We start from the raw sequence: 22243 nt of genomic DNA, 5'->3' as shown, positions 1-22243 counted from the left end.
ATACAGGGGTTGGCAGCCCGGGAGCCCCTACAGACTGGGGTTGGAACCGGTTTTTTTCGCCCCCGCCAGGTGCATGATGGGGCCCCAAAGTCTGAGGCCCCGCTCACTCCTACAAAACTACCTAATTACCGCGAATCTGGCGGGAACCCGGCCCCTTCGAAGCGCCGTACCATGCGCGGGAAACCCGAAAAAGCGGCCTATTCGGCCGCCAACGCCAGTGAAGCCTTCGGATTCGCCGCCGAAATCATGAAATCGTGGATGCGTGGCACGATTTCCGACTTGAAGCGCGATCCATTGAACACGCCGTAATGTCCGACGCCCTTCTGCACGTAGTGCACGCGGCGATGATCGGGGATCGAGCTGCACAAACCGTGAGTCGCTTCGGTCTGACCGAGACCGGAGATGTCGTCGTTCTCGCCTTCCACCGTCATCAGCGCAACGCGCGTGATCTTGGTGGGGTCAACCCGCGTACCGCGGTGGGTCATCTCACCCTTCGGCAGCGCATGCTTGACGAACACGGTGTCGACCGTCTGCAGATAATACTCCGCGGTCAGGTCCATGACCGCGAGGTATTCGTCGTAGAAGTCACGGTGCTTGTCGACGAGATCGCCGTCGCCCTTCACCAGATTGGCAAACAGCTGCTTGTGCGCATCCATGTGCCGGTCGAGATTCATGCTGATGAAGCCGTTGAGCTGCAAAAAGCCCGGATAGACGTCGCGCATCATGCCCGGATGCGGGAACGGCACCTTGGTGATGACGTGGTTGCGGAACCAGTCGATGCCGCGCTCCTCGGCAACCTTGTTCACCGCGGTCGGATTGCGGCGGGTGTCGATCGGGCCGCCCATCAGCGTCATCGAGGTCGGCACGAACGGGTCGCGCCGCGCTTCCATGATCGAGACGGCCGCGACGACGGGCACCGAAGGCTGGCACACCGCCATCACATGGGTGTTGCCGCCGAGCACATGCAGCATCTCGATGACGTAGTCGATGTAGTCGTCGAGATCGAAGCGGCCTTCGCTCAATGGGACCATGCGCGCGTCGGCCCAATCGGTGATGTAGACCTCATGCGCCGGCAGCAGGGCCTCGACCGTGCCACGAAGCAGCGTCGCGTAGTGGCCGGACATCGGCGCCACGATCAGCACGCGCGGCTGCGGGCTGCGCAGCGGACGGGTGAACTTGCGATCGAAATAGAGCAGCCGGCAAAACGGTTTTTCCCAGACCGGGCGGACCTCGACGGGGACGCGGATGCCGTTGACCTCGGTGTCGTCGAGGCCCCATTCCGGCTTGCCGTAGCGGCGCGTCGTGCGCTCGAACAATTCGCAGGCCGCGGCCAGCGACTTGCCGACATCGGTGTGCGACCACGGATTCAGGGGATTCTGAAACAAGATCTTGGTGGCGTCGGTGACTGCGCGCGCTGGATTGAGAGAGGCGTGCGCCATCTCATACATCCAGTACATCGGCGTCGTTAAGACCGGACTGCCTTCGGCCACCAGGGGCGGTGCGCCGCCAAACTCACCAATAGGCATATCGTATATCCTCTCGCATCGCAGCATACTGCCGAATGCGTAATATTGCGTCAATGCATGGTTCCGTACATGTACGGGCTCTCCGTCGCAAAAACGAGCCTGAATCCACGGGAAAGTGAAGCTACTCGCCGCTGGACAGCAGCGAGCCGTGCTTCTTGGCGCTGCGCAAAAGGGCAAGGAATGCCCAGAAAGATGCCGCCAGAAGGCCAGCATTGATGGCGAGCGCATATAGCATCAGGTCGGCCCGGAAGCTGTGGTCGATCAGCAGCGCCCGCATGCCCTCGAATACGTAGGTCGGCGGCAGCGTCCAGGCGACGACTTGCAGCCAGGGCGGCAGCACGCTGACCGGATAGTAGATGCAGGCGAGCGGCATGATCGCGAACATCAAGGTCCAGACGATGCTTTCGGCCCCGAGCCCGTTCCGCAACACCAGGCCGGAAACGAAGATGCCGACCGCCCAGCTCGTGAAGATCAGATTGCAGAAGAAGGCGATCAGCGGCAGGCCGAGGCTGTAGACGTTGAAGTGAAACAGAAACAGCGCGAGCAGCGTCATCGGGATGACGCCGATCGCGAGGCGAATCAGGCTCATGACCATAAGTGCGAGCAGGAACTCGATCGGCTTGAGCGGGCTCATCATGAGATTGCCGATGTTGCGCGCCCACATCTCCTCCAGGAACGAGATGGAGAAGCCGAGCTGGCCCCGGAACAGGATGTCCCAGAGGATGACGGCACCGATCAGCGTGCCGCCGGCCCGCGCGAAGAAATTGGCGTTTTGCGCGACATAGAGCTGGATGAAGCCCCAGGTGATGACCTGGAGCGCCGGCCAGTAGAGCAGCTCCAGAAGCCGCGGCCAGGACGACATCAACAGGTACCAGTAGCGCAGGATCATCGCATTGATGCGATGCATCGCCAGGCCGCGATGGAGCGCGAGCTCGCTCATCGCACCGTCTCCCGCGCCGCTCCGTTGCTACGGCCGCGCGCGACGTCCAGAAACACATCTTCCAGAGTGTCGCGGTTGTAGCGGGCCATGATGGCGTCGGGCGTATCGTCGTCCTCGATGCGACCGCGCTTCATGATGATGACGCGGTCGCAGAGCCGCTCGACCTCGAGCATGTTGTGCGAGGCGAGCAGGATGGTGGCATTGTGGGCCTTGCGGTAGGCCTCGAGATGCGACCGCACCCAATCGGCCGTGTCAGGGTCGAGCGAGGCCGTCGGCTCGTCCAGCAGCAGCAGCTCGGGCTGGTTGATCAGAGCCTTCGCAAGCGCAACGCGGGTTTTCTGCCCGGCCGAGAGCTTGCCGTTGGCCCGGTCGATGAATTCGTTGAGATCGAGATCGTCGGCAAGCTGCGCGATGCGACCGGACAGATCCTTCACCGCATAGAGCTTGCCGAAAATCGTCAGATTCTGCCGCACCGTGAGCCGCATCGGCATGTCGACATAGGGGCTTTCGAAATTCATCCGCCCGAGCACATCGGCGCTCTGCTCGGGCATCCGATGCCCGAGCACCCGCACACGGCCGGAGGTCGCCAGCACCAGGCCCATGATGATCGCGATCGTCGTGGTCTTGCCGGCGCCGTTGCCGCCGAGCAGACCCGTGATGCTGCCGCGCGGAAGCGTAAAGGAAATGTCGTCGACCGCACGGGTCTGCTTGTAGACCTTGACGAGATGGTCGACCTCGATCGCCGCGGACAGGGTGCCGTCCGCGACAGTCGGCCGACTTGAAGCCTTGTCATTCTCGGTCATGCTGGGCGTTCTTCTGCTATTGCGGCGGCAAGCGCAAGACTTGTAACCAGACGGATTGTGTGAGCCACCCGCGTTTGTGACCTGAGAAGGCAGTGCCCAATTGGCCGATATAACTGAAATTGCCGCTTCCGAGTTTCGCCATTCGCGGCGGCATATCCGCCTGGATACGATCCTGCGGCTGCGCTGGCTTGCGGTGCTCGGCCAGCTCGCCGCCATCTTCATCGTGGCGCAGGGGCTGGAATTCAACGTTCCGATCATCCCCTGCGTCACCATCATCGGGCTGGCGGCGGCGCTCAACCTCGCCCTGCAAATGGCGGTCAATCCGATGCAGCGGCTGGAGGGCGTCCATGCGGCCGCACTGCTGGCGCTGAACATCGTGGAATTGGCTGGCCTCTTGTTCTTCACCGGCGGATTGGAGAACCCGTTCTCATTCCTGTTCCTGGCCCCAGTCCTGATCTCCGCGACCGCGCTGCCGGCCAGGCTCACCTTCGGCCTCGGCCTGCTGGCGGTCGCCTGCGCCTCGATATTGGTCTTCTTTCATCTGCCGCTGCCCTGGGACAGCGACGATCCCCTGGTGCTGCCGCCGATCTATCTGGTCGGCGTCTGGCTTTCGATCGTGCTCGCGATCGGCGTCACCAGCCTCTACTCCTTCCAGGTGACGGAAGAGGCGCGCAAGCTCGCCGACGCGCTCGCCGCGACCGAGCTGGTGCTGACGCGCGAGCAACATCTGACCCAGCTCGACGGGCTTGCGGCCGCGGCCGCGCATGAGCTCGGCACACCGCTGGCAACCATCTTCCTGATCTCGCGCGAATTGGAGAAGACGGTGAAGGACGCAAGCTTCGCCGCCGATCTGAAAACCCTGCGCGAGCAGACGCAGCGTTGCCGCGACATCCTGAGCAAGATCACCCAGCTCTCCTCCACCGGCGCGCCGTTCGACCGCATGAAGCTGTCGGAGCTGATCGAGGAGGTCGTGGCGCCACACCGCGATTTCGGTGTTGCCATCAAGGTGCGGATCGCGGTGGCGGCGGCCACGGAACCGGTCGGCTCGCGCAATCCTGCGATTCTCTATGGCGTCGGCAATATTGTCGAAAATGCCGTCGATTTCGCTCATACGACCGTCGAGGTCAATGCGTGGTGGAACAACGATACCATCGAGATCTTGATCTCCGACGACGGCCCCGGCATTCCGCCCGATCTCTTGAACCGGATCGGCGAGCCCTATCTGTCGCGGCGGCGCTTGCAGGACGACGGCGGAGGCGAGCGTCGCGGCCTGGGGCTTGGGGTGTTCATCGCACGCACGCTCCTGGAGCGCACGGGTGCCAAGGTCTCGTTTACCAATCGGACGTTCCCCGAGCATGGCGCCGTGGTGCAGATCGTGTGGCCGCGCGAGCGTTTTGAGGCTACCGAGACGGCCGAAGAAACAATAGGATAGACCGCGACGTTGGGTCGCACTGCGCACGCCATCGACTTTCGACGACCTTGGCAGCGGCCGATTGCAACGCCATATCTTCCAGCGTTGGAGAGAGGACAAAACCTTGAACGCCATCGCCGAACTGAATGAACAGGCCGACCGCTCGCTCTTGATCGTCGAGGACGACAAGCCGTTCCTGGAGCGGCTGTCGCGCGCCATGGAGACGCGCGGCTTCACGGTAACCTCCTGCGATACCGTCTCGGATGGATTGGCAGAGATCGGCAAGGCCGCGCCAGCGTTCGCGGTGGTCGACTTGCGGCTCGGCGACGGCAACGGCCTCGACGTGGTCTCGGCGCTGAAGAAGAAGCGCCCCGATGCGCGCGCCATCGTGCTCACCGGCTATGGCAACATCGCCACCGCGGTGACGGCCGTGAAGATGGGCGCGATCGACTATCTCTCGAAACCGGCCGACGCCGACGACGTCGTCGCTGCCCTGCTGTCGACCGGCACTGAAAAGTCCGAGCTGCCGGCGAACCCGATGTCGGCCGACCGCGTGCGCTGGGAGCACATCCAGCGCATCTACGAGATGTGCAACCGCAACGTCTCGGAAACCGCGCGCCGCCTCAACATGCATCGACGCACATTGCAGCGAATTCTGGCCAAGCGCGCGCCGCGGTAGGTCCGCATGTTGTAGGGTGGGCAAAGGCGCAGAGCGCCGTGCCCACCTCTTCTGCTTCATCTTCGGTGGCATGAGCGGTGGGCACGCTTCGCTTTGCCCACCCTACAAATCGCCGCGCCCTACTCCCAAAACTCCGCGTGGCCCTGCGGATCGACCAGACGGTTGATCCGGAGCGCGGCGGCCATGGCAAAGCGCACCGTCATCTGCTTGCGGGTGGGGGCCGGCAGCTTGTGCTCGGGCGCATCGCAGTGGAGATGCGCGCCATAGGCGTCCGCGATGATCAGGCCGGTGCCTTCCGGAAAGATCTCGCAAGGCAACTCCTGCGTGAAGGCGAAGAACAGCCGGTCGCAATGGGCGCGGTACTCGTGCCATTTCTGATCGCTGCGCAGATCCTCAACCGACGATTTGATCTCGACGATCCAGATCTCGCCGCGCTCGTTCAGCGCGACGAGATCGGCACGGCGGCCCGACGGCAGCGGCAGTTCGCTGATGCAGGAGAAGCGGAGCGATCGCAACAGCCGTGCCGTGCCGCGCGCGACTGCAAGCGCGGTCTCGGACTGGCGGCCGTCAGGCGGCGGCACGAGCGCGATGTGGCGGGCGGTGTTGTCCATGGGGTGAGTTTAGCCGATTCCGCTCGCTGCGCACACCATTCGATGGAAACGAGCTGCATCCCATTCTCAACCGTCGTCCCGGCGAAGGCCGGGACGACACTGAGTGTGAGGCGGGAACCTCGCCTCTCGCCGACACTTATCACGCAGCCACTCACCGCCGTGCGGACCAGCGAGGCTGCCCCGACATGATCGACGACCTCTGGTACAAGAACGGCGTCATCTACTGCCTGTCTGTCGCCACCTACATGGATGCCAATGGCGACGGCGTCGGCGACTTCAAGGGGCTGTTGCGGCGGCTTGACTACCTGCACGGCCTCGGCATTACCGCGATCTGGCTGATGCCGTTTCAGCCGTCGCCCGGCCTCGATGCCGGCTACGACATATCGGACTATTACGGCGTCGATCCGCGCTACGGCACGCTCGGCGACTTCGTCGAATTCGCTCATGGCTGCAAGCAGCGCGGCATCCGCATCATCATCGACCTCGTCGTCAACCACACTTCGGACCAGCATCCCTGGTTCAAGGACGCGCGCCGCTCGAAGGACTCGCCCCATCGCGACTGGTATGTGTGGTCCGACAAAAAGCCCGCGAACGCCGGCAAGGGCGTCGTGTTTCCCGGCGTGCAGAAATCGACCTGGACGCGCGACAAGGAAGCCGGCGCCTGGTACTTCCATCGCTTCTACGATTTCCAGCCCGATCTCAACACCTCGAACCCGCGCGTGCAGGCCGAGCTTCTGAAGATCATGGGCTTCTGGATCCAGCTCGGCGTCTCCGGTTTCCGGATGGATGCCGTGCCGTTCGTGATCGCCACCAAGGGGCCGAAGGTCAAGACGCCGACGGAGCAGTACGACATGCTGCGATCGTTCCGCGAATTCCTGCAATGGCGCGAGGGCGACGCGATCATCCTCGCCGAAGCCAATGTGCTTCCCAAGACCGACATGGAGTATTTCGGCCGTGATGGCGACCGCATGCACATGATGTTCAACTTCCACGTCAACCAGCACCTGTTCTATGCGCTGGCCTCGGCCGACTCGCGCGCACTCGCCGAGTCGCTGAAGGCGACCAAGCCGCGGCCGGCCTCCGCCCAATGGGGCATGTTCTTGCGGAATCATGACGAGCTCGATCTCGGACGGCTAACCAAAGCGCAGCGGGACCTCGTGTTCAAATGCTTCGGGCCGGACAAGGACATGCAGCTCTACGATCGCGGCATCCGCCGGCGGCTGGCGCCGATGCTCGGCGGCGACCGCCGCAGGCTCGAGCTTGCCTACAGCCTGATGTGCACGCTGCCGGGAACGCCAGTGATCCGCTATGGCGACGAGATCGCAATGGGCGACGACCTGGCGCTGCCCGAACGCAATTGCGCACGCACGCCGATGCAATGGTCGACCGAGCCGCACGGCGGCTTCACCGACAGCGACAAGCCGGTCTCGCCGGTCATCGACAAGGGACCGTATGGCTTCGGGCACGTCAACGTCGCCAAGCAGCGGCGCGATCCGAACTCGATGCTGAACTGGACCGAGCGCATCATCCGCATGCGGAAGGAAGTGCCGGAGGTCGGCTGGGGCGACTTCGAGATCATCGCCGTGCAGGACCCGGCGATCTTCATCATCCGCTATGACTGGCGCAACAATTCGGTGCTGTTCGTGCACAATCTCGACGAAAAGCCACGCGAGATCGCGTTCTCGACGAAGCTGCCCGAAGGCCATGGAACGCTGCTGATCAATCTCCTGGCGGAAGATCACAGCCGCGCCGACAAGCGCGGCCAGCACCGCGTCGTGCTCGAACCCTACGGCTATCGCTGGTACCGCGTCGGCGGGCTCGATTACCTCTTGAAGCGCAGCGATATCGACACCAAGGCGATGCGGAAGAATGCGCGGGGGAAGTGACGCCCCTTCCCCCACGTCGGCCCGATGAAGGCCAGGCGAAGGCCGGGACGACGATCAGGATCGCCCCGGCAAGATCACCACGCCTTCATTGCCGCGCAAGTCGAGCACGCCCTCGAGCTCTTCGCCCTCGCGGTCGAGAAAGGTGGAGAGCAGGATCTCGCTGCCGAAGCGGATGGCGCTGGTGGTGACGGCGACGGGGTCGGGGCCGAGATTGAGCACGACGACCAGCGCCTCGCCGCCCGCCTGCCGGCGATAGATCAAGAGGTCGCCTTGCGCGGCGATCGGATGATAATCGCCGGCGACCAGTTGCGGGTGCGCCTTCCGCAAGATGATCAGGCGCTTGTAGAGATTGAGGATCGATAACCTGTCGGCTTCGAGATTGGCCACGTTCTCATGAACGTGGATCTCCGGCAGCGGCAGCCACGGCGCAACTTGAGAGAAACCGCCGAAGCTCGAGGAATCCCATTGCATCGGGGTGCGGCAGCCGTCGCGGCCGACGCCGATGCCGGGCACGTTCTTCTCGAAGGGATCGCGGACGTCCTCGGGTGCGATCGCGACCTGGCTCATTCCGATCTCGTCGCCGTAATAGAGCGTCGGCGTACCGCGCAGCGTCAGCAGCAGCATGGCGGCGACCCGCGCCTGCTCCGGCCCGACGCGGCTTGCGACGCGCGGCCGGTCGTGATTGCCGAGCACCCAGTTCGGCCAGGCACCCTTCGGCAGCGCCTTCTCGTAGTCCTCGATGATCTTTTCGATCGAGCGTGCGCTCCAGAAGGTCGAGAGCAGCGCGAAATTGAACGGCATCTGCGCGCCGGTGAGATCGTTGCCGTAATAGGCCATCAGACGATGCAGCGGCAGATAGATTTCGCCGATCAAGACGCGCGCGCCAAAGGCGTCCGTGACGCGCCGCATCTCGGCGATCACATCGTGCACCTCGGGCTGGTCGGTCGAATATTGCGTGAGGATTTTTTCATTCGGCGGCCGGCCCTCGACATAGTACGGGTTCGGCGGGTTGTCGCGGAAGTCCGCGTCCTTGATCAGGTGCCAGATGACGTCGACGCGAAAGCCGTCGACGCCCGTCTCCAGCCAGAACCGCATCACGCCATACATCGCCTCGCGGACGTCAGGGTTGCGCCAGTTGAGGTCCGGCTGCTGGGCGAGGAAGGCATGGTAGTAATATTGACCGCTCGCCTCGTCATATTGCCACGCGCTGCCACCGAACTCGGACAGCCAGTTGTTCGGCGGCCCGCCGCCCGCGCCCGGATCGCGCCAGATGAACCAGTCGCGCTTGGGGTTATCGCGCGAGGAGCGGCTGGCGATGAACCAGGGATGCTGGTCGGAGGTGTGGTTCGGCACGAGATCCAGGATCAGCTTCAACCCGCTCTCATGCGTGGCCTTAAGCAGCGCATCGAAATCCTCCATGGTGCCGAACAGGGGATCGATGCCGGTGTAATCGGAAATGTCGTAGCCGAAATCGGCCATCGGCGAGCGGTAGACCGGCGACAGCCAGATGGCATCGACGCCAAGCGATTTCACGTAAGGAAGGCGCTTGAGGATGCCGGCGAGATCGCCGACCCCGTCGCCGTCAGTGTCCTGAAACGAGCGCGGGTAGATCTGATAAAAGATGCCGTCGCGCCACCAGTTTTCGTCGTTCTCGGCCATGCTGGAATCGCCACCTTCGAAATCTGCCTCGCGCCAAGCAACGCGCTGGCAACGCTGGGGTTCAGACCAGCAGGCCTTTGAGACCGCCGTGTGACGGCGGAAGCGCCTGTTCCCGCATCCGGAATGCCGAATCTTTTGCTTGGCGGGCCGCCAAAAATCGGCAATGTGAGGCCATGACCGAGCAAACCGAACAATCCCAGGCGGCGAAAGCGGGCGCAATCATCGTTCCCGTGACGCTGTTCGAGCAGAACTGCACCATCATCTGGGACGAGCCCAGCAAGAAGGCCGTGGTGATCGATCCCGGCGGGGACGTTCCAAAAATCCTGGACGCGATCAGCCAGACCGGCGTGACCGTGGAGAAGATCTGGCTGACGCACGGCCATATCGATCACGTCGGCGGTGCCGCCGACCTGCGCGACGCACTGAAGGTGCCGATCGAAGGGCCGCACGTCGCCGACAAGTTCCTGCTCGACAATGTGGTCGAGAGCGGCGCGCGCTTCGGCATGAGCGGCGTGCGCAATTTCGCGCCGGACCGCTGGCTGGAGGAAGGCGACACCGTCTCGATCGGCGATCTCTCCTTCGACATCCTGCACTGCCCGGGCCACTCACCCGGCAGCGTCGTCTTCTTCAACAAGGAGCTGCGCTTTGCCCATGTCGGCGACGTCCTGTTCGCAGGTTCGGTCGGCCGCACCGACCTGCCCGGCGGCAGTCACGCGACGCTGATCAACTCGATCAAGACGAAACTCCTGCCGCTCGGCGACGACGTCGGCTTCATCTGCGGCCATGGCGCGGGCTCGCGCATCGGCCATGAGCGGATGACGAACCCGTTCATCACCGGGGAGATGTAGCTTTACTGCGTCACGAGCACACGCCCTCATCCTGAGGAGCCCGCGATAAGCGGGCGTCTCGAACGATAGCCGCGCGTGAGAGACGGGCCTTCATGGTTCGAGACGCGCGTTCCGCGCTCCTCACCATGAAGGTCCTGCGACGCAGCGAGTTTTAGGCTGCCCTACTCCGCGGCATCTGCGAGCGCCGCCGGCTCGCTCAAATGCCGCTCGCCCCAATCGCGGATCGCCGCAATCACGGGCACGAAGCTCTTGCCCTTGCGGGTGAGGCGGTATTCGACCTTCGGCGGCACCACGCCAAAATCGCGGCGGTCGATCAGCCCGCTCTCGGTGAGCGCCTTCAATTCGCGGCTGAGCACCCGCGGGGTGATCTCGGCGCTGCCCGCGGCACCTCGGAGCAGGCCGCTCCTGATCTCGCCATAGCGGCGCGGGCCGTCCTTCAGGTCCCAGACAATCCGCAGCTTGTACTTGCCTGCGATCATCTTCTGGAAGGCTGCGACCGGGCAGCTCCGCAGGGCCGATCTCGCTTTCGCCATCTCGTCACCTCTCTGCGCTCACAGGAGGATAGGAGGGATGCCGAAAAAGTCCATACTATCAATTTTGTCCATACTTGCAGAACTGCTCACGAGGCGCAGATGATGACGCACACGACGAAGGGAGCGTCACATGAAGCACTTCATGATCACGTATCAGTTCAGGAACGGCACGACGGAGGCCTGGCACCAGGAGATCGGCCGCTTCATCAAGGCGATCAACGAGGATGCGGAGCTGAAGGGACGGATCGGCTATCGCTGCATGAAGAACCGCGACGACAACAGCTATCTCCACCTTGCCAGCGTCACCGACGATGCCGCGCAGAAGACCCTGCAATCGCGCGACTTCTTCAAGCACTATACCGAGATGACGCGAAAGGTCGCCGACGGCGAGGTGACGGTGACGCCGATCGAGCTGATCGATCAGACGGCGTAGCGCTGGTCGGATTGCTGCGCCAAAAACGCAAACATCGTCCCGGATCCGCGCTGCGCTTGTCCGGGACGACAGTTGGGATTGGTTCTACTTCATCAGGCCAGCGGCCGTCAGCGCGCGCGTGATGACGGCGCTGAGGTCGAGGCGACGCCTGGCCTTCTTGCCGGGCTTGGCCTTGAGCTTTGCATTTCCTTGCGGCTCGGCAACGGCGGTACGGATCGACCTTGCAAGATGCGGCGCGGGCGACAGGGCCGGCGCCGGCTTCGCCGCCGCGGTCGGCTTCTTCTCGGGCGCGGCGCTGCGGATCCATTCCGTCAGGCCGAAGAATTTTGCGATGTGATACGACGAAGAAATGCCCGCCTCGATCAGGAAGGCGCCTTCGATGCCGTAGCGATGATCGTTGTCGGCGACGCCGAGCGGCGTGCCGTGCGCCATGTCGGTGATGGCGAAGGATTCGACGATGGTCTCGCCGTCCGCATTCCACCAGGCCTGGCGTGGATAGCCGTCGACGACGGTTTCCGACATCGGCGTCAGCGGCAGGTCATGCAGGTCAAGCCACTGCTTGACGATCTCATCGGCATTGCCGGGATTGACGGTGCGGTCGGCGCTGCCGTGCCAAACCGAAATCTTGGGCCAGGGACCGCGATGGTCGGACGCCTTGCGCACGAGATCGCCGAGCTCGCGCGCAGGGCGCTCCGGCGAATGAAACATACCATCGAGAGCCTGACGCAGATTCGATGCCACACCGTAGGGCAGGCCCGCAATGATGGCGCCAGCCGCGAAAACCTCCGGATAGGTCGCAAGCATCACCGAGGTCATGCCGCCGCCGGCCGACAGGCCGGTGATGAAGATGCGCCGCGCGTCGATGCCGTGCGTCGAGACCATGTGCGCGATCATCTCGCGAATCGAGCGCGCCTCGCCGCTGTCGCGCGCAGTGTCTTCCGGACTGAACCAGTTGAAGCAGGTGTTGGCATTGTTGGCGAGCTGCTGCTGCGGCATCAACAGCGCGAAGCCGTAATGCTTTGCAAGCGTCGACCATCCGGCGCCGAGATCGTAACCAGCCGCGGTCTGGCCGCAACCATGCAGCACGACGACGAGTGCACGCACCTGCTGCAATTGCGCCGGTACGTACGCGAACATGCGCAGGTTTCCGGGATTAGAGCCGAATCCGGTGATCTCCGTCAGCGGACTGTGCTGGCCCGTGCCGCGCAAGTTTTCGGCAAAGCGCAGACCGTCCAGCTTTGGCAGACGTCTTAAGAGATCGACATTCCTGGTTAACGACACCGACAGCTCCTGATGGGGCAACTTCCAACGCCACCCCAAAACAGATAGTTGCTGCGACGCAAAATAAAAAGTCTGTGTGCCGTCAATCCCCGTGAATTAACGGGCAATTCGACTACGCAATCGACAACGTTGCCTAGAGTTCATGCGGGCGCGCGGCGCATCCATGTCAGAAATGCGACGCAGATCATGATTAACGTCGCAAACAGGGCGATCGCGACAAAAAAACCTGCACGCGATGAGTGCAACGATTCGACAGCAAAGAATACCGCACCGATTGCGGCGACACCGGCTGCATTCCCGATCTGAATGGTTGTGCCGTACATGCCGGATGCCGAGCCTGCCGCGACAGGCTTCACCGTCGAGAGCACGGCACCCGAGAGCGGCGCCATCACGAGACCCTGGCCATAGCCGAAGATGATCATGGTGAGCGCAAGCATGACCGGCGTCGGCGCATCGACAGAGAAGGCAAGAAGCGCGAGCGCCGCGAGACCCGCGGTCTGAAGCGCGCAGCCCTCGATCAGCACCTTGGTGCCACGATGCCGCGCCCGCACGCCGCTGTGGCGCGACGCCACGACGAAGGCGAACGCGAGCGGAATGAAGGCGCTGCCGGCCGCGAGCGGCGGAATCTTCAACCCCTTTTGCATGAACAGCGTCATGATCAGGTAGAAGGACAGATTGGCGAGAAAGAAAAAGAACGCGGCGCCAAGTCCGCGCAGGAAAGCAGAGTCCGACAACAGCGTGAGATCGATCAGCGGCATGCCGCCGCGCCGCGCCACGGCGTGCTCCAGGCGCAGGAAGAACGCGAGCATAGCGACTCCAATGGCCACCACGCCCCAGAGCCACGGCGCCCAGCCAGCATCGTGGCCGAACAGCAGCGGCCCGATCAGGCACAACAAGCCTGCGAACAAGACAAGACTGCCGGCGACGTCGAGCCGCGTGCCGACTCGTCGCGTGGCCTGTGGCATGATGCGCATCGCGGCGGCGATGATGAGGAGGCCGAACGGCACGTTGACGAAGAACACCGAGCGCCAGCCGGCATGCGCAAGGTCGATCGTCAAGAGCAGGCCGCCGAGCAGGAAGCCGGCGGCACCGGCGAGCCCCAGCACGATGCCATAGATGCCAAACGCGCGGTGGCGCGACCCGTCAGTAAATAGAAGATGCAACGTCGCCAATACTTGCGGCACCATCAGTGCCGCGGTTGCGCCTTGCGCCAGCCGCGCGATGATCAGCTCGGAAGCGGATTGCGCAAGCCCGCACCACAGCGAGGTCAGCGTGAAGCCGGCAACACCGGCCAGAAACACGTTCTTCGTGCCATGGATGTCGCCGAGCCGACCGCCCGTGACCACCAGCGTCGCATAGGCGATCAGGTAGATCGCAACCACGGATTCGATCTGCGCCGGCGTCGCATGCAGGTCGACCGCGATGGTCGGGATCGCGACGTTGACCACGAAGGCGTCGACGCCGAACATGAACTGCGCGGCCACCACGATCGCCAACACCCACCAGCGGCGACTTGAATCCAGCGGCTTTGCGACGATCCGATGCATTGGCACGCGCCCGTTTCGAATTTCTCTGGCCGGATGCTTTCAGATTGGATGCAGCGGAGCGATTACCTCCGAGGTAGGATTCGCGCACTCTTCCTTCCGCCTGCGGCAAGAGAGAAAAGAAGCACGGTCGCTCTCATCCCCGCACATAGCTGCATTCCGCCGCGCGGGAGACGGCGCGATTGCCTTCGCATGCGCGAGCACGTAGCTTCGCGGACCAAACAAACAGAAAATTCAGCCGGAGAGAACGCCATGGCGCGCCTGAAATTCGGAGCCTTTCTTGCCCCGCATCACCCGATCGGGGAGCATCCGATGCTCCAGTTCCGGCGCGATCTCGACCTCGTCGAGCAACTCGACGCGCTCGGCTATGACGAGTTCTGGTGCGGCGAGCATCATTCCTCCGGTTGGGAGATGATTGCGTCGCCAGAGATGTTCCTGGCAGCGGCCGGCGAGCGCAGCAAACGCATCAGGCTCGGCACCGGCGTCGTCTCGCTGCCCTATCACCATCCGTTCAACGTCGCCCAGCGCATGGTGCAGCTCGACCACATGACCGGCGGACGCGCGATCTTCGGCTCCGGCCCCGGCGCGCTCGCATCCGACGCACATACGCTCGGCATCGACCCGATGACGCAGCGCGACCGTCAGGACGAGGCGATCGCCATTATCCGCCGCCTCTTCAATGGCGAGCGCGTCACTGCCAAGAGTGATTGGTTCACGATGAACGACGCCGCGCTCCAGCTCCTGCCGCTCCAGGAGGAGATGCCGTTCGTGGTGGCCTCGCAGATCTCACCCTCCGGCATGACGCTCGCCGGCAAATATGGCATCGGCATCATCTCGCTTGGCTCGATGACGACGCAGGGCCTGATGTCGCTGCGTCAGCAATGGGAATTCGCCGAGGATGCCGCGAAAAAGCACGGCACCAAGGTCGATCGCGCCGACTGGCGCGTGCTGCTCACCTGGCACATCGCCGAAACCCGCGAGCAGGCCCGCCGCGAGGCCGGCGCCGGGCTGATGCGCTGGCACAACGAATATAATGTCGGCACGCTGCAACGGCCGGGCCTGACCGCGTTCTCCTCGCCGGACGAGGCCGTGGACAAGACCGCCTTCGTCGACGGCGCGGCCTCCACCATCGGCACGCCCTATGATCTCGTGAATACCATCAAGAACGTGATGGAGGTGTCCGGCGGCGTCGGCGCCATCATCGGCTTCGTGCACGACTGGGCCAATCCGGAAGCCACGCGCCGGAGCTGGGACATGGTCGCGCGCTATGTGGTGCCCGAGATCAACGGCTACATCGACGGACTTCGCAGGTCGCAAAAATTCGTGATCGAGAACCGTGCGATCTTCGAGCGCGCGGGCCAGGCGGTGATGGCCAAGATCATGGAGAACGAGAAGGCCGCCGAGGCCCTGAAGCAGACCGGCCCCGGCCGCGTCGCGATCCCCGCCGTCAACGCGCCGGATTTGCAGAAGGAGGCGGCGAAAAGGCAGGCCTAGGGTCCGCGGCATTCGCTTGCGAACGCCGTCACATCGGTTCCGCCCCAACTGTGCTATGCTGACTGCGTAGCCGGCCGCGTGGTCGCACGATCCCGTTCGGTCAACAACCGGAGCCAACGCCATGTCGATGCAGAGTGTGGCCTCGCCCGCGATCAGCTGGACCGCCCCCAGGCGCAACGAGCTCAAGCACATTCCGGGTGACGAGGGCTGGCCGATCATCGGCAAGACGCTCCAGGTGCTGGCCGACCCCAAGGGGCACATCGAGGCGGCCGGGGCGAAATATGGGCCGGTCTATCGCACCCACATTTTCGGCGAGACCAATGTCGTGCTGCTCGGGCCCGAAGCAAACGAGCTCGTGCTGTTCGACCAGCAAAAGCTGTTCTCCTCGACCCATGGCTGGAACAAGGTGCTCGGCCTGTTGTTTCCACGCGGCCTGATGCTGCTCGATTTCGACGAGCACCGCCTGCACCGCAAGGCGCTGTCGGTCGCCTTCAAGTCCGGGCCGATGAAGTCCTATCTCAGCGATCTCGACAAGGGCATCGCGGCGCGAGTGGCGCAGTGGAAGACGAAGCCGGGCGTGATGCAGATCTATCCGGCGATGAAGCAGCTCACGCTCGATCTCGCCGCGACGTCGTTCCTCGGCGCCGATATCGGGCCGGAGGTCGACGAAATCAACCGCGCCTTCGTCGACATGGTGGCGGCCGCCGTCACCCCGATCCGCCGCCCCCTGCCGGGCACGCAGATGGCGCGCGGCGTGAACGGGCGCAAGCGGATCGTCGCCTTTTTCAGGGAGCAGATTCCGCTGCGCCGCGCCAGGCAAGGCGGCGAGGACCTGTTCTCGCAGCTCTGCCACGCCACCCATGAGGATGGCGCGCTGCTCTCCGAGCAGGACATCATCGACCATATGAGCTTCCTGATGATGGCCGCGCATGACACGCTGACCTCGTCACTGACGTCCTTCATCGGCGAGCTCGCGGCGCATCCGGAATGGCAAAGCAGGCTGCGCGACGAGGTTACGGCGCTAAAACTGTCGGCTGGCGCGCCGACGAGCTTCGACGATCTCGAAAAGATGCCGCTGTCGGAGATGGCGTTCAAGGAGGCGCTGCGGATCAAGCCGCCGGTGCCGTCGATGCCGCGCCGCGCGATGCGCGACTTCACGTTCAAGGGGTTTACGATTCCGGCCGGCACGGCGGTCGGCGTCAATCCGCTCTATACCCATCACATGAAGGACATCTGGCCGGAGCCGGATCATTTCGATCCCTTACGCTTCACCGAGGAGGCGCAGCGCAACCGTCACCGCTTCGCCTGGATACCCTTTGGCGGCGGCGCGCATATGTGCCTCGGCCTGCACTTCGCCTACATGCAGGCGAAATGCTTTGCGCGGCACTTCTTGCAGAATCTCGAGGTATCGCTGGAGCCGGGCTACAAGCCGGACTGGCAGATGTGGCCGATCCCGAAGCCGCGCGACGGATTGCGGGTTGTGGTGAAGGCGGTGTGACATCGTCGAGATCGTAGGGTGGGCAAAGCGAAGCGTGCCCACCACGTCTGTCGCAATCGTGGAGAGATGGTGGGCACGACGCGCGAAGAGCGCGTCTTTGCCCACCCTACGAATCCCGCCCTGCCTCGCCTTCCGGTATACGCCACCTCGCGATCACAATTTTGGCACCTTCAGCGACAAAGACTTCTGCTGGTCGCTCCAGCCTGCCCATGGGATGTTCCTGTCTTCGAATGCTTCAAGGCCAATCGACCGGCACTGCGCGGTGTCGTCGTTCCAAGGGCCAATAGTCCCGCCTGCCAATGCCGGGGCAAGCTATGCTTGCGCAGGCGGCCTGTGCAGCGCCTTCATTTGCAGCCCGCCTTCCGAGTTCGCTTTGCGGTTGAACGGCAGATGATGAAACTGGTCGACGAATTCCGGAAAGGCTGGCTCGGCATCTCGCCGCCTTCGCTGGCGCTCAGCGTCGGCTTTGCGACGATCTGTCTCGTGCTCGCGACGCTGGTGCGCTGGGGCCTCGCCCAGGTGCGGCCGGACATCTTCTTCACGCCGTATTTTCCGGCCGTGTTCTTTGCCGCCGCATTCGGGGGCCTGCGCATCGGCGTCATCACCGCGCTGATCGGCGGCGTGCTTGGCGTCAGCCTGAATTTCGGCGATGCCCATGCCGACACCGCGCGCTTCGTCCTGCTCGTGCTGTACTGGGCCGTCACCGCGCTCACGATCTGGGGCGTCGAGCACTACCGCTCACTGCTCATCGAGCAGCGGCGGATCTCCAAGCGCCTTATCGAGGAAGAGGATTATCGCAAGCTCCTGGTCGACGAATTGCAGCACCGGCTGAAGAACAAGCTCTCGACCGTGCACGCGGTGCTGCATCAGGTGCTGCATGACCAGCCGCAGGTCTGGGCCCGCGTCGATCCGCGGCTGCGGTCGCTGGCGGCAACTGACGATCTGATCGCGCGCGTCGACAATTCCGGCTGCGACATACGCGACCTCCTGATTTCCGAGCTCGGCCCTTACGGCCATGTCCGCTTCTCGCTGAACGGCGAGCGGCTGTTCCTGCCGGCAAAGCTTGCGGTCACGCTGTCACTGATGTTTCACGAGCTCGCCACCAATGCGAGCAAATATGGTGCGTTTTCTGCACCACGCGGCCTGTTGCAGGTGTCCTGGACCGTCTCCGACGATCGTCTCACCATCACGTGGGACGAAACGGAAGGACCCAGCGTCGACAAGGTCTCGGCACCGGGCTTCGGCACCAAATTGTTGAAATCGGCGCTAATCGCCTTCGACGGCAAGACCGAGATCTCATACCTGAAGAGCGGCGTTCATTGCATCATGCAATGTCGCATTCCCAAATCCTGACACTTTGGCGGCAAAGCCAAAGCAGTCCGCGCGCATTCCTCGCGGTTTCGCAGGTGCCGTTGATACTCTGTTAATGACGATGGGTGCCGCGCGTGCCGGCGCGAACAGGTTGTGGAAACCACGCCTGTATTTCTGCGTATCCCTTAACCAAAACTAAGAGGGACTTCGGCAAGATCGCGCCATTACAAAGCCGCGCCCGAACAACAAGATTCATGAATTCTATGGACGACAGCAAATACTGCGGCGCGACTGATGCCGAGCTCGGATTTCTCAAGGAAATCGTTAGAATGCTGCCTGCCGGCGTGACCGTGCAGGACGCGCGCGGCGACCTCATTCTGGTTAACGATGCCGCCGCCCGCCATCTCGGCATGGATGGCAACCGGCCCACACCGGACCTGGCGCAGCGCCGCCAGGCCTGCCAGCAGGCGATGCGGGGCGGCCAGCCGGTGGTGGCCGAGGAATCCGTCCATGATGGCACCGCGCGCCAGGTCCTGCTCACCACCCATCGTCCGGTCCGCCTTGCCGGCCGCGATCTCCTCATCTCCACCTCCTCCGACATCACCGAGCAGAAGAATTTCGAGGACCAGCTGTTTCGCTCGGCCTATTTCGACGAGCTCACCGGCCTGCCCTCCCGGCGCGTGATCGAGCACCGCGCCAACGGCATTTTGGCGCGCGAGCACAGCGGCGAACGTTTCGCACTCGCCTTTCTCGACATCGATAATTTCAAGCACATCAACGACTATTACGGTCATTCGGTCGGCGATGCGCTGCTGGTTGAGCTATCGAAGCGGCTCGGCCGCGACTTGCGCGAAACCGACATGCTGTCGCGGATCTCGGGCGACGAATTCCTGCTGCTGCTCTCGCCGATCAAGAGCGAGGAGGAGGTCGCCGAATTTATCCAGGCGACGCTGAAACGCCTCACCGCGCCCTTCTTCATCGACTCTTCCGAGATCTTCGCCTCCACCTCGGTCGGCGTCAGCCTCTATCCCGATCACGGCCGCTCCTTCGAGGTGCTGCGTCAAAATGCCGACATCGCGATGTACCGCATCAAGAACGACGGCAAGGGCTCCGCCGCGTTCTTCGATTCCGGCATGGAGCGCGAGGCGCTCGCGCGCATGAAGATCGAGCAGTCGCTGCGGCTCGCCATTCTCGAGAAGCGTTTCTGCTGCGCTTTCCAATCCAAGGTCGACATCCGCACGCAGGCGGTGAAGGGCATCGAGGCCTTGGTGCGCCTGCGCGACGACGAGGGCGTGATCCAGGCACCGGGCTCGTTCATCAACCTCGCGGTCGAGCTCGGGCTGATCGACGAGCTCACCCATCTCGTGCTGGCCGAGATCGTGCGGTCGATCGACCTGATCAACGACACCTTTGGCGCGGAAGCCAGCATCAGCATCAACATCGCCGCCAAGCAGGCGGGCAATCCCGAATTCATGCGCTCTTTTGCGCGGGCGCTGGACGAGACCGGCTTTCCGAAACGCTTCATGATCGAAGTGACGGAGGACGCCTTCGTCGCCACGAATCTTTTTCAGTCCGAGATCCTGCCGATGTTCCGCAAGCTTGGCGTCGGCATCTCCATCGACGATTTTGGCATCGGCTACTCCTCGCTTTCGGCTCTCGCCGACATCACGGCCGACGAGCTCAAGATCGACCGCTCCTTCATCACCGACATCCATAAGCGCCCGCGCAGCCAGGGCATCTTGCGCGCGATCGAATCCTTGAGCGAGGCGCTGGGCATGACAGTCATCGCGGAAGGCCTCGAATCCTATGAGGAGCTGGCCTATCTCCAGGCCGCGACCAAGATCCGCTATGCGCAGGGCTATTACTTCGCCCGGCCGATCTTCCTGGAGGAGCTGAAGCTCGCAACGCCCGCGGCCAGCGAAGCGCGCGTCAGCACCGCAAGCCGCCCGGCGCAGCAGAACCGCCAGGGCTATTCGCGCGCGAGCGGATACCGGCGATAGGGTCGGCGCTGGTGCAACATTCTCAGTGTCGTCCCGGCGAAGGCCGGGACCCACAACCCCAGGAAGGAGTCGTGGCGCGAGCTGGTAACCACGAGTCTTCGCCAAACCACTTCCTGTGGTAATCGCGACGAGCGCAGAGCGCTCGCGCGGAGGTCCTGGATTTGCGCTCCGCTTCGCTGCGCTTGTCCAGGACGACGTGCTGGACGAGTTTTCGCCCTTTGAAATTGCTGGCCTTTTGCTAAGAAGCAGGCGAACGTCCGGGCTTGCCTCGCTTGGCAGCCACCGAGGTACGCCATGTCCGCCTCCGTCGTCAGCGATTCCGCCTATATTCGCGCCCGCGCCATGGAGACGCTGTTCGAGCGGCTGGAGCATCTCTGCGAGGGTGCCATTGCGATCGATCGCAGCGGGCGCGTGGTCTATGTCAACGAGAAATACGTCACCGCGATCGGCCTTTCGCACGAGTCCGAGGCGCTCGGACGTCCGATCGAGGAGATCATTCCCAACAGCCTGATGCGGCGGGTGGTGGAGACCGGCGAGCCGATCATCCTCGACATCATGGAGCTCGGCGGCGAGCAGCTCGTCGTCACCCGCATGCCGATCGAGGACGAGCGCGGCAACATCATCGGCGCCATCGGCTTCGTGCTCTATGACCGCCTCGAGGGCCTGAAGCCGCTGCTCGCGCGTGTCACTCAGCTCGAGAGCGATCTGCGACTGGCGCGGCGGCAATTGTCGCATGTCCGCGCCGCACGCTTCACTTTTGCCGATTACGTCGGCGCGACGCCAGGCATCGCACAGGCCAAGGAGCTGGCGGCGCGCGCCGCGCGGCAGAACGTCACCGTGCTGCTGACCGGCGAGACCGGGACGGGCAAGGAGATGCTGGCGCAGGCCATCCACAACGCCTCCTCCCGCGCCGAAAAGCCGTTCGTCAGCGTCAACGTCGCCGCCATTCCCGACACGCTGATCGAGTCGGAATTCTTCGGGACAGTGCCGGGCGCCTATACCGGGGCCGACCGCAAGGGCCGCGAGGGAAAATTCCGCATCGCCGATGGCGGCACGCTGTTCCTCGACGAGATCGGCGAGATGCCGCTGCAGCTCCAGGCCAAGCTGCTCCGCGTGCTGCAGGAGCGCGAGATCGAGCCGCTCGGCTCCGACAAGGTCACCAAGATCGACGTGCGCGTGGTCGCCGCGACCAATGTGGATCTGCACAAGCGTGTCAGCGACGGCGCGTTCCGCGCCGATCTCTATTACCGGCTCAACGTGCTCTCGATCGGCCTGCCGCCCTTGCGCGACTGTCTCGGCGATCTTCCTGACATCTGCGCGCGACTGCTCGAGGACATCAGTGCGACCGGCGACTACGTCAACGCGAAGATCACACCGAGCGCGCTCGCCGCGCTTGCCCGCTACGACTGGCCCGGCAACGTCCGCGAGCTCCGCAATATTCTGGAGCGCGCGCTGATCCTGAGCGACTCGGGACGGCTGACCGGCGAGGATTTTGCCCGCATCCTGCCCGTCGGGGACACCAGACCTGTGGCGCAGGTCCGCACGGGCGGCACCATCGTCCCCTATGCCGAAGCGGAAGCCGAGTTCGAGAAGCACACGCTCGAGCAGGCGCTCGCCGCCAGCAACGGCCAGATCTCGGAAGCCGCAAAGATGCTCCAGATCTCGCGCGCGACCTTCTACAAGAAGCTCGCCAAGTTCGGCCTCGCCTCGGGACCGGCTTCCGTCTGAGTTTCGAGACTGAAAGTGTCCGGAGTCTCAGACTCCGGACACTGCGCACCGCGCTCCC

Annotated in this window: 18 protein-coding genes; 10 read left to right on the top strand and 8 right to left on the bottom strand. The window is 63.5% G+C overall.

The features are described 5' to 3' along the window. Positions 1–197: 197 nt before the first annotated feature. From SO140_RS06795 to SO140_RS06785, 3 genes are all read right to left on the bottom strand, one after another. Entirely contained in the window at positions 198–1526 is a 1329-nt protein-coding gene (locus SO140_RS06795; RefSeq protein WP_449382626.1) for a polyhydroxyalkanoate depolymerase, read from the bottom strand. 121 nt (positions 1527–1647) lie between these two features. After that, positions 1648–2466: an ABC transporter permease gene (locus SO140_RS06790; RefSeq protein ID WP_449382627.1), complete on the bottom strand. Its 819-nt coding sequence runs from the start codon at positions 2464–2466 to the stop codon at positions 1648–1650. After that, entirely contained in the window at positions 2463–3269 is an 807-nt protein-coding gene (locus tag SO140_RS06785) for an ABC transporter ATP-binding protein (RefSeq protein ID WP_449382628.1), read from the bottom strand. The genes SO140_RS06790 and SO140_RS06785 overlap by 4 nt, the downstream gene beginning before the upstream one ends. A gap of 109 nt (positions 3270–3378) precedes the next feature. On the opposite strand from SO140_RS06785, the gene SO140_RS06780 reads away from it, so the two are divergent. Beyond that, positions 3379–4701, top strand: a complete 1323-nt coding sequence (locus SO140_RS06780; RefSeq protein ID WP_449382638.1) for an ActS/PrrB/RegB family redox-sensitive histidine kinase — start codon at positions 3379–3381, stop codon at positions 4699–4701. Positions 4702–4804: 103 nt separating this feature from the next. Continuing rightward, positions 4805–5359 carry an ActR/PrrA/RegA family redox response regulator transcription factor gene (locus SO140_RS06775; RefSeq protein ID WP_254101122.1) on the top strand — a complete coding sequence of 185 codons (555 nt, stop codon included), beginning with the start codon at positions 4805–4807 and terminating at the stop codon, positions 5357–5359. 119 nt (positions 5360–5478) lie between these two features. On the opposite strand, the gene SO140_RS06770 is transcribed toward SO140_RS06775, so the two are convergent. Next, positions 5479–5970, bottom strand: a complete 492-nt coding sequence (locus SO140_RS06770) for an MmcB family DNA repair protein (RefSeq protein WP_449382629.1) — start codon at positions 5968–5970, stop codon at positions 5479–5481. A gap of 185 nt (positions 5971–6155) precedes the next feature. Between SO140_RS06770 and SO140_RS06765 the strand changes: the two genes are divergently transcribed. After that, complete coding sequence (locus SO140_RS06765; RefSeq protein WP_449382630.1) at positions 6156–7856, top strand: alpha-amylase family protein; 1701 nt, start codon at positions 6156–6158, stop codon at positions 7854–7856. A 54-nt stretch (positions 7857–7910) separates the two neighbouring features. On the opposite strand, the gene SO140_RS06760 is transcribed toward SO140_RS06765, so the two are convergent. Continuing rightward, positions 7911–9515, bottom strand: a complete 1605-nt coding sequence (locus SO140_RS06760; RefSeq protein ID WP_449382631.1) for an alpha-amylase family glycosyl hydrolase — start codon at positions 9513–9515, stop codon at positions 7911–7913. Positions 9516–9688: 173 nt separating this feature from the next. On the opposite strand from SO140_RS06760, the gene SO140_RS06755 reads away from it, so the two are divergent. Beyond that, the gene (locus tag SO140_RS06755; RefSeq protein ID WP_449382632.1) at positions 9689–10363 is read left to right on the top strand and encodes an MBL fold metallo-hydrolase; all 675 of its coding nucleotides are present in this window, start codon (positions 9689–9691) and stop codon (positions 10361–10363) included. Between the two features lie 161 nt (positions 10364–10524). On the opposite strand, the gene SO140_RS06750 is transcribed toward SO140_RS06755, so the two are convergent. Further along, positions 10525–10896, bottom strand: coding sequence for a winged helix-turn-helix transcriptional regulator (locus SO140_RS06750; protein ID WP_449382633.1), 372 nt, complete (start codon positions 10894–10896; stop codon positions 10525–10527). A gap of 130 nt (positions 10897–11026) precedes the next feature. Here SO140_RS06750 and SO140_RS06745 point away from each other — a divergent pair, with 130 nt between their 5' ends. Further along, a complete protein-coding gene (locus SO140_RS06745) occupies positions 11027–11329 on the top strand; it encodes a hypothetical protein (RefSeq protein WP_449382634.1) in 303 nt (100 codons plus the stop codon). Between the two features lie 84 nt (positions 11330–11413). Here SO140_RS06745 and SO140_RS06740 read toward each other — a convergent pair whose 3' ends face one another. Together SO140_RS06740 and SO140_RS06735 are read right to left on the bottom strand one after the other, a co-directional pair. Then, on the bottom strand, positions 11414–12610 hold the full coding sequence (locus tag SO140_RS06740) for an extracellular catalytic domain type 1 short-chain-length polyhydroxyalkanoate depolymerase (RefSeq protein ID WP_474800035.1): 1197 nt from the start codon (positions 12608–12610) through the stop codon (positions 11414–11416). A 140-nt stretch (positions 12611–12750) separates the two neighbouring features. After that, positions 12751–14157, bottom strand: a complete 1407-nt coding sequence (locus tag SO140_RS06735) for an MFS transporter (RefSeq protein ID WP_449377586.1) — start codon at positions 14155–14157, stop codon at positions 12751–12753. 249 nt (positions 14158–14406) lie between these two features. Here SO140_RS06735 and SO140_RS06730 point away from each other — a divergent pair, with 249 nt between their 5' ends. The 5 genes from SO140_RS06730 (at position 14407) to SO140_RS06710 (ending at position 22185) form a co-directional block, all read left to right on the top strand. Beyond that, on the top strand, positions 14407–15648 hold the full coding sequence (locus SO140_RS06730; RefSeq protein ID WP_449377587.1) for an LLM class flavin-dependent oxidoreductase: 1242 nt from the start codon (positions 14407–14409) through the stop codon (positions 15646–15648). Between the two features lie 121 nt (positions 15649–15769). Beyond that, the gene (locus SO140_RS06725; RefSeq protein WP_449377588.1) at positions 15770–17146 is read left to right on the top strand and encodes a cytochrome P450; all 1377 of its coding nucleotides are present in this window, start codon (positions 15770–15772) and stop codon (positions 17144–17146) included. Between the two features lie 390 nt (positions 17147–17536). Continuing rightward, entirely contained in the window at positions 17537–18499 is a 963-nt protein-coding gene (locus tag SO140_RS06720; RefSeq protein ID WP_449377589.1) for a sensor histidine kinase, read from the top strand. Positions 18500–18720: 221 nt separating this feature from the next. Further along, on the top strand, positions 18721–20457 hold the full coding sequence (locus SO140_RS06715; RefSeq protein WP_449377702.1) for a putative bifunctional diguanylate cyclase/phosphodiesterase: 1737 nt from the start codon (positions 18721–18723) through the stop codon (positions 20455–20457). Between the two features lie 294 nt (positions 20458–20751). Next, positions 20752–22185, top strand: coding sequence for a sigma-54 interaction domain-containing protein (locus SO140_RS06710; protein WP_449377590.1), 1434 nt, complete (start codon positions 20752–20754; stop codon positions 22183–22185). The last annotated feature ends 58 nt before the right edge of the window (positions 22186–22243 follow it).

The sequence above is a fragment of the Bradyrhizobium sp. UFLA05-108 genome (genome assembly GCF_059803455.1).
The sequence above is the reverse complement of the archived record's forward strand: the minus strand, read 5'-3'. Positions and strand labels throughout refer to the sequence as shown.

What these genes read in the sequence shown, in the direction of transcription:
- SO140_RS06790 (WP_449382627.1), bottom strand. Translation starts at nt 2,466, where the DNA reads ATGAGCGAGCTCGCGCTCCATCGCGGCCTGGCGATGCATCGCATCAAT.
- SO140_RS06765 (WP_449382630.1), top strand. Translation starts at nt 6,156, where the DNA reads ATGATCGACGACCTCTGGTACAAGAACGGCGTCATCTACTGCCTGTCT.
- SO140_RS06735 (WP_449377586.1), bottom strand. Translation starts at nt 14,157, where the DNA reads ATGCATCGGATCGTCGCAAAGCCGCTGGATTCAAGTCGCCGCTGGTGG.
- SO140_RS06720 (WP_449377589.1), top strand. Translation starts at nt 17,537, where the DNA reads ATGATGAAACTGGTCGACGAATTCCGGAAAGGCTGGCTCGGCATCTCG.
- SO140_RS06755 (WP_449382632.1), top strand. Translation starts at nt 9,689, where the DNA reads ATGACCGAGCAAACCGAACAATCCCAGGCGGCGAAAGCGGGCGCAATC.
- SO140_RS06710 (WP_449377590.1), top strand. Translation starts at nt 20,752, where the DNA reads ATGTCCGCCTCCGTCGTCAGCGATTCCGCCTATATTCGCGCCCGCGCC.
- SO140_RS06750 (WP_449382633.1), bottom strand. Translation starts at nt 10,896, where the DNA reads ATGGCGAAAGCGAGATCGGCCCTGCGGAGCTGCCCGGTCGCAGCCTTC.
- SO140_RS06770 (WP_449382629.1), bottom strand. Translation starts at nt 5,970, where the DNA reads ATGGACAACACCGCCCGCCACATCGCGCTCGTGCCGCCGCCTGACGGC.
- SO140_RS06795 (WP_449382626.1), bottom strand. Translation starts at nt 1,526, where the DNA reads ATGCCTATTGGTGAGTTTGGCGGCGCACCGCCCCTGGTGGCCGAAGGC.
- SO140_RS06760 (WP_449382631.1), bottom strand. Translation starts at nt 9,515, where the DNA reads ATGGCCGAGAACGACGAAAACTGGTGGCGCGACGGCATCTTTTATCAG.
- SO140_RS06730 (WP_449377587.1), top strand. Translation starts at nt 14,407, where the DNA reads ATGGCGCGCCTGAAATTCGGAGCCTTTCTTGCCCCGCATCACCCGATC.
- SO140_RS06715 (WP_449377702.1), top strand. Translation starts at nt 18,721, where the DNA reads ATGGACGACAGCAAATACTGCGGCGCGACTGATGCCGAGCTCGGATTT.
- SO140_RS06785 (WP_449382628.1), bottom strand. Translation starts at nt 3,269, where the DNA reads ATGACCGAGAATGACAAGGCTTCAAGTCGGCCGACTGTCGCGGACGGC.
- SO140_RS06745 (WP_449382634.1), top strand. Translation starts at nt 11,027, where the DNA reads ATGAAGCACTTCATGATCACGTATCAGTTCAGGAACGGCACGACGGAG.
- SO140_RS06725 (WP_449377588.1), top strand. Translation starts at nt 15,770, where the DNA reads ATGTCGATGCAGAGTGTGGCCTCGCCCGCGATCAGCTGGACCGCCCCC.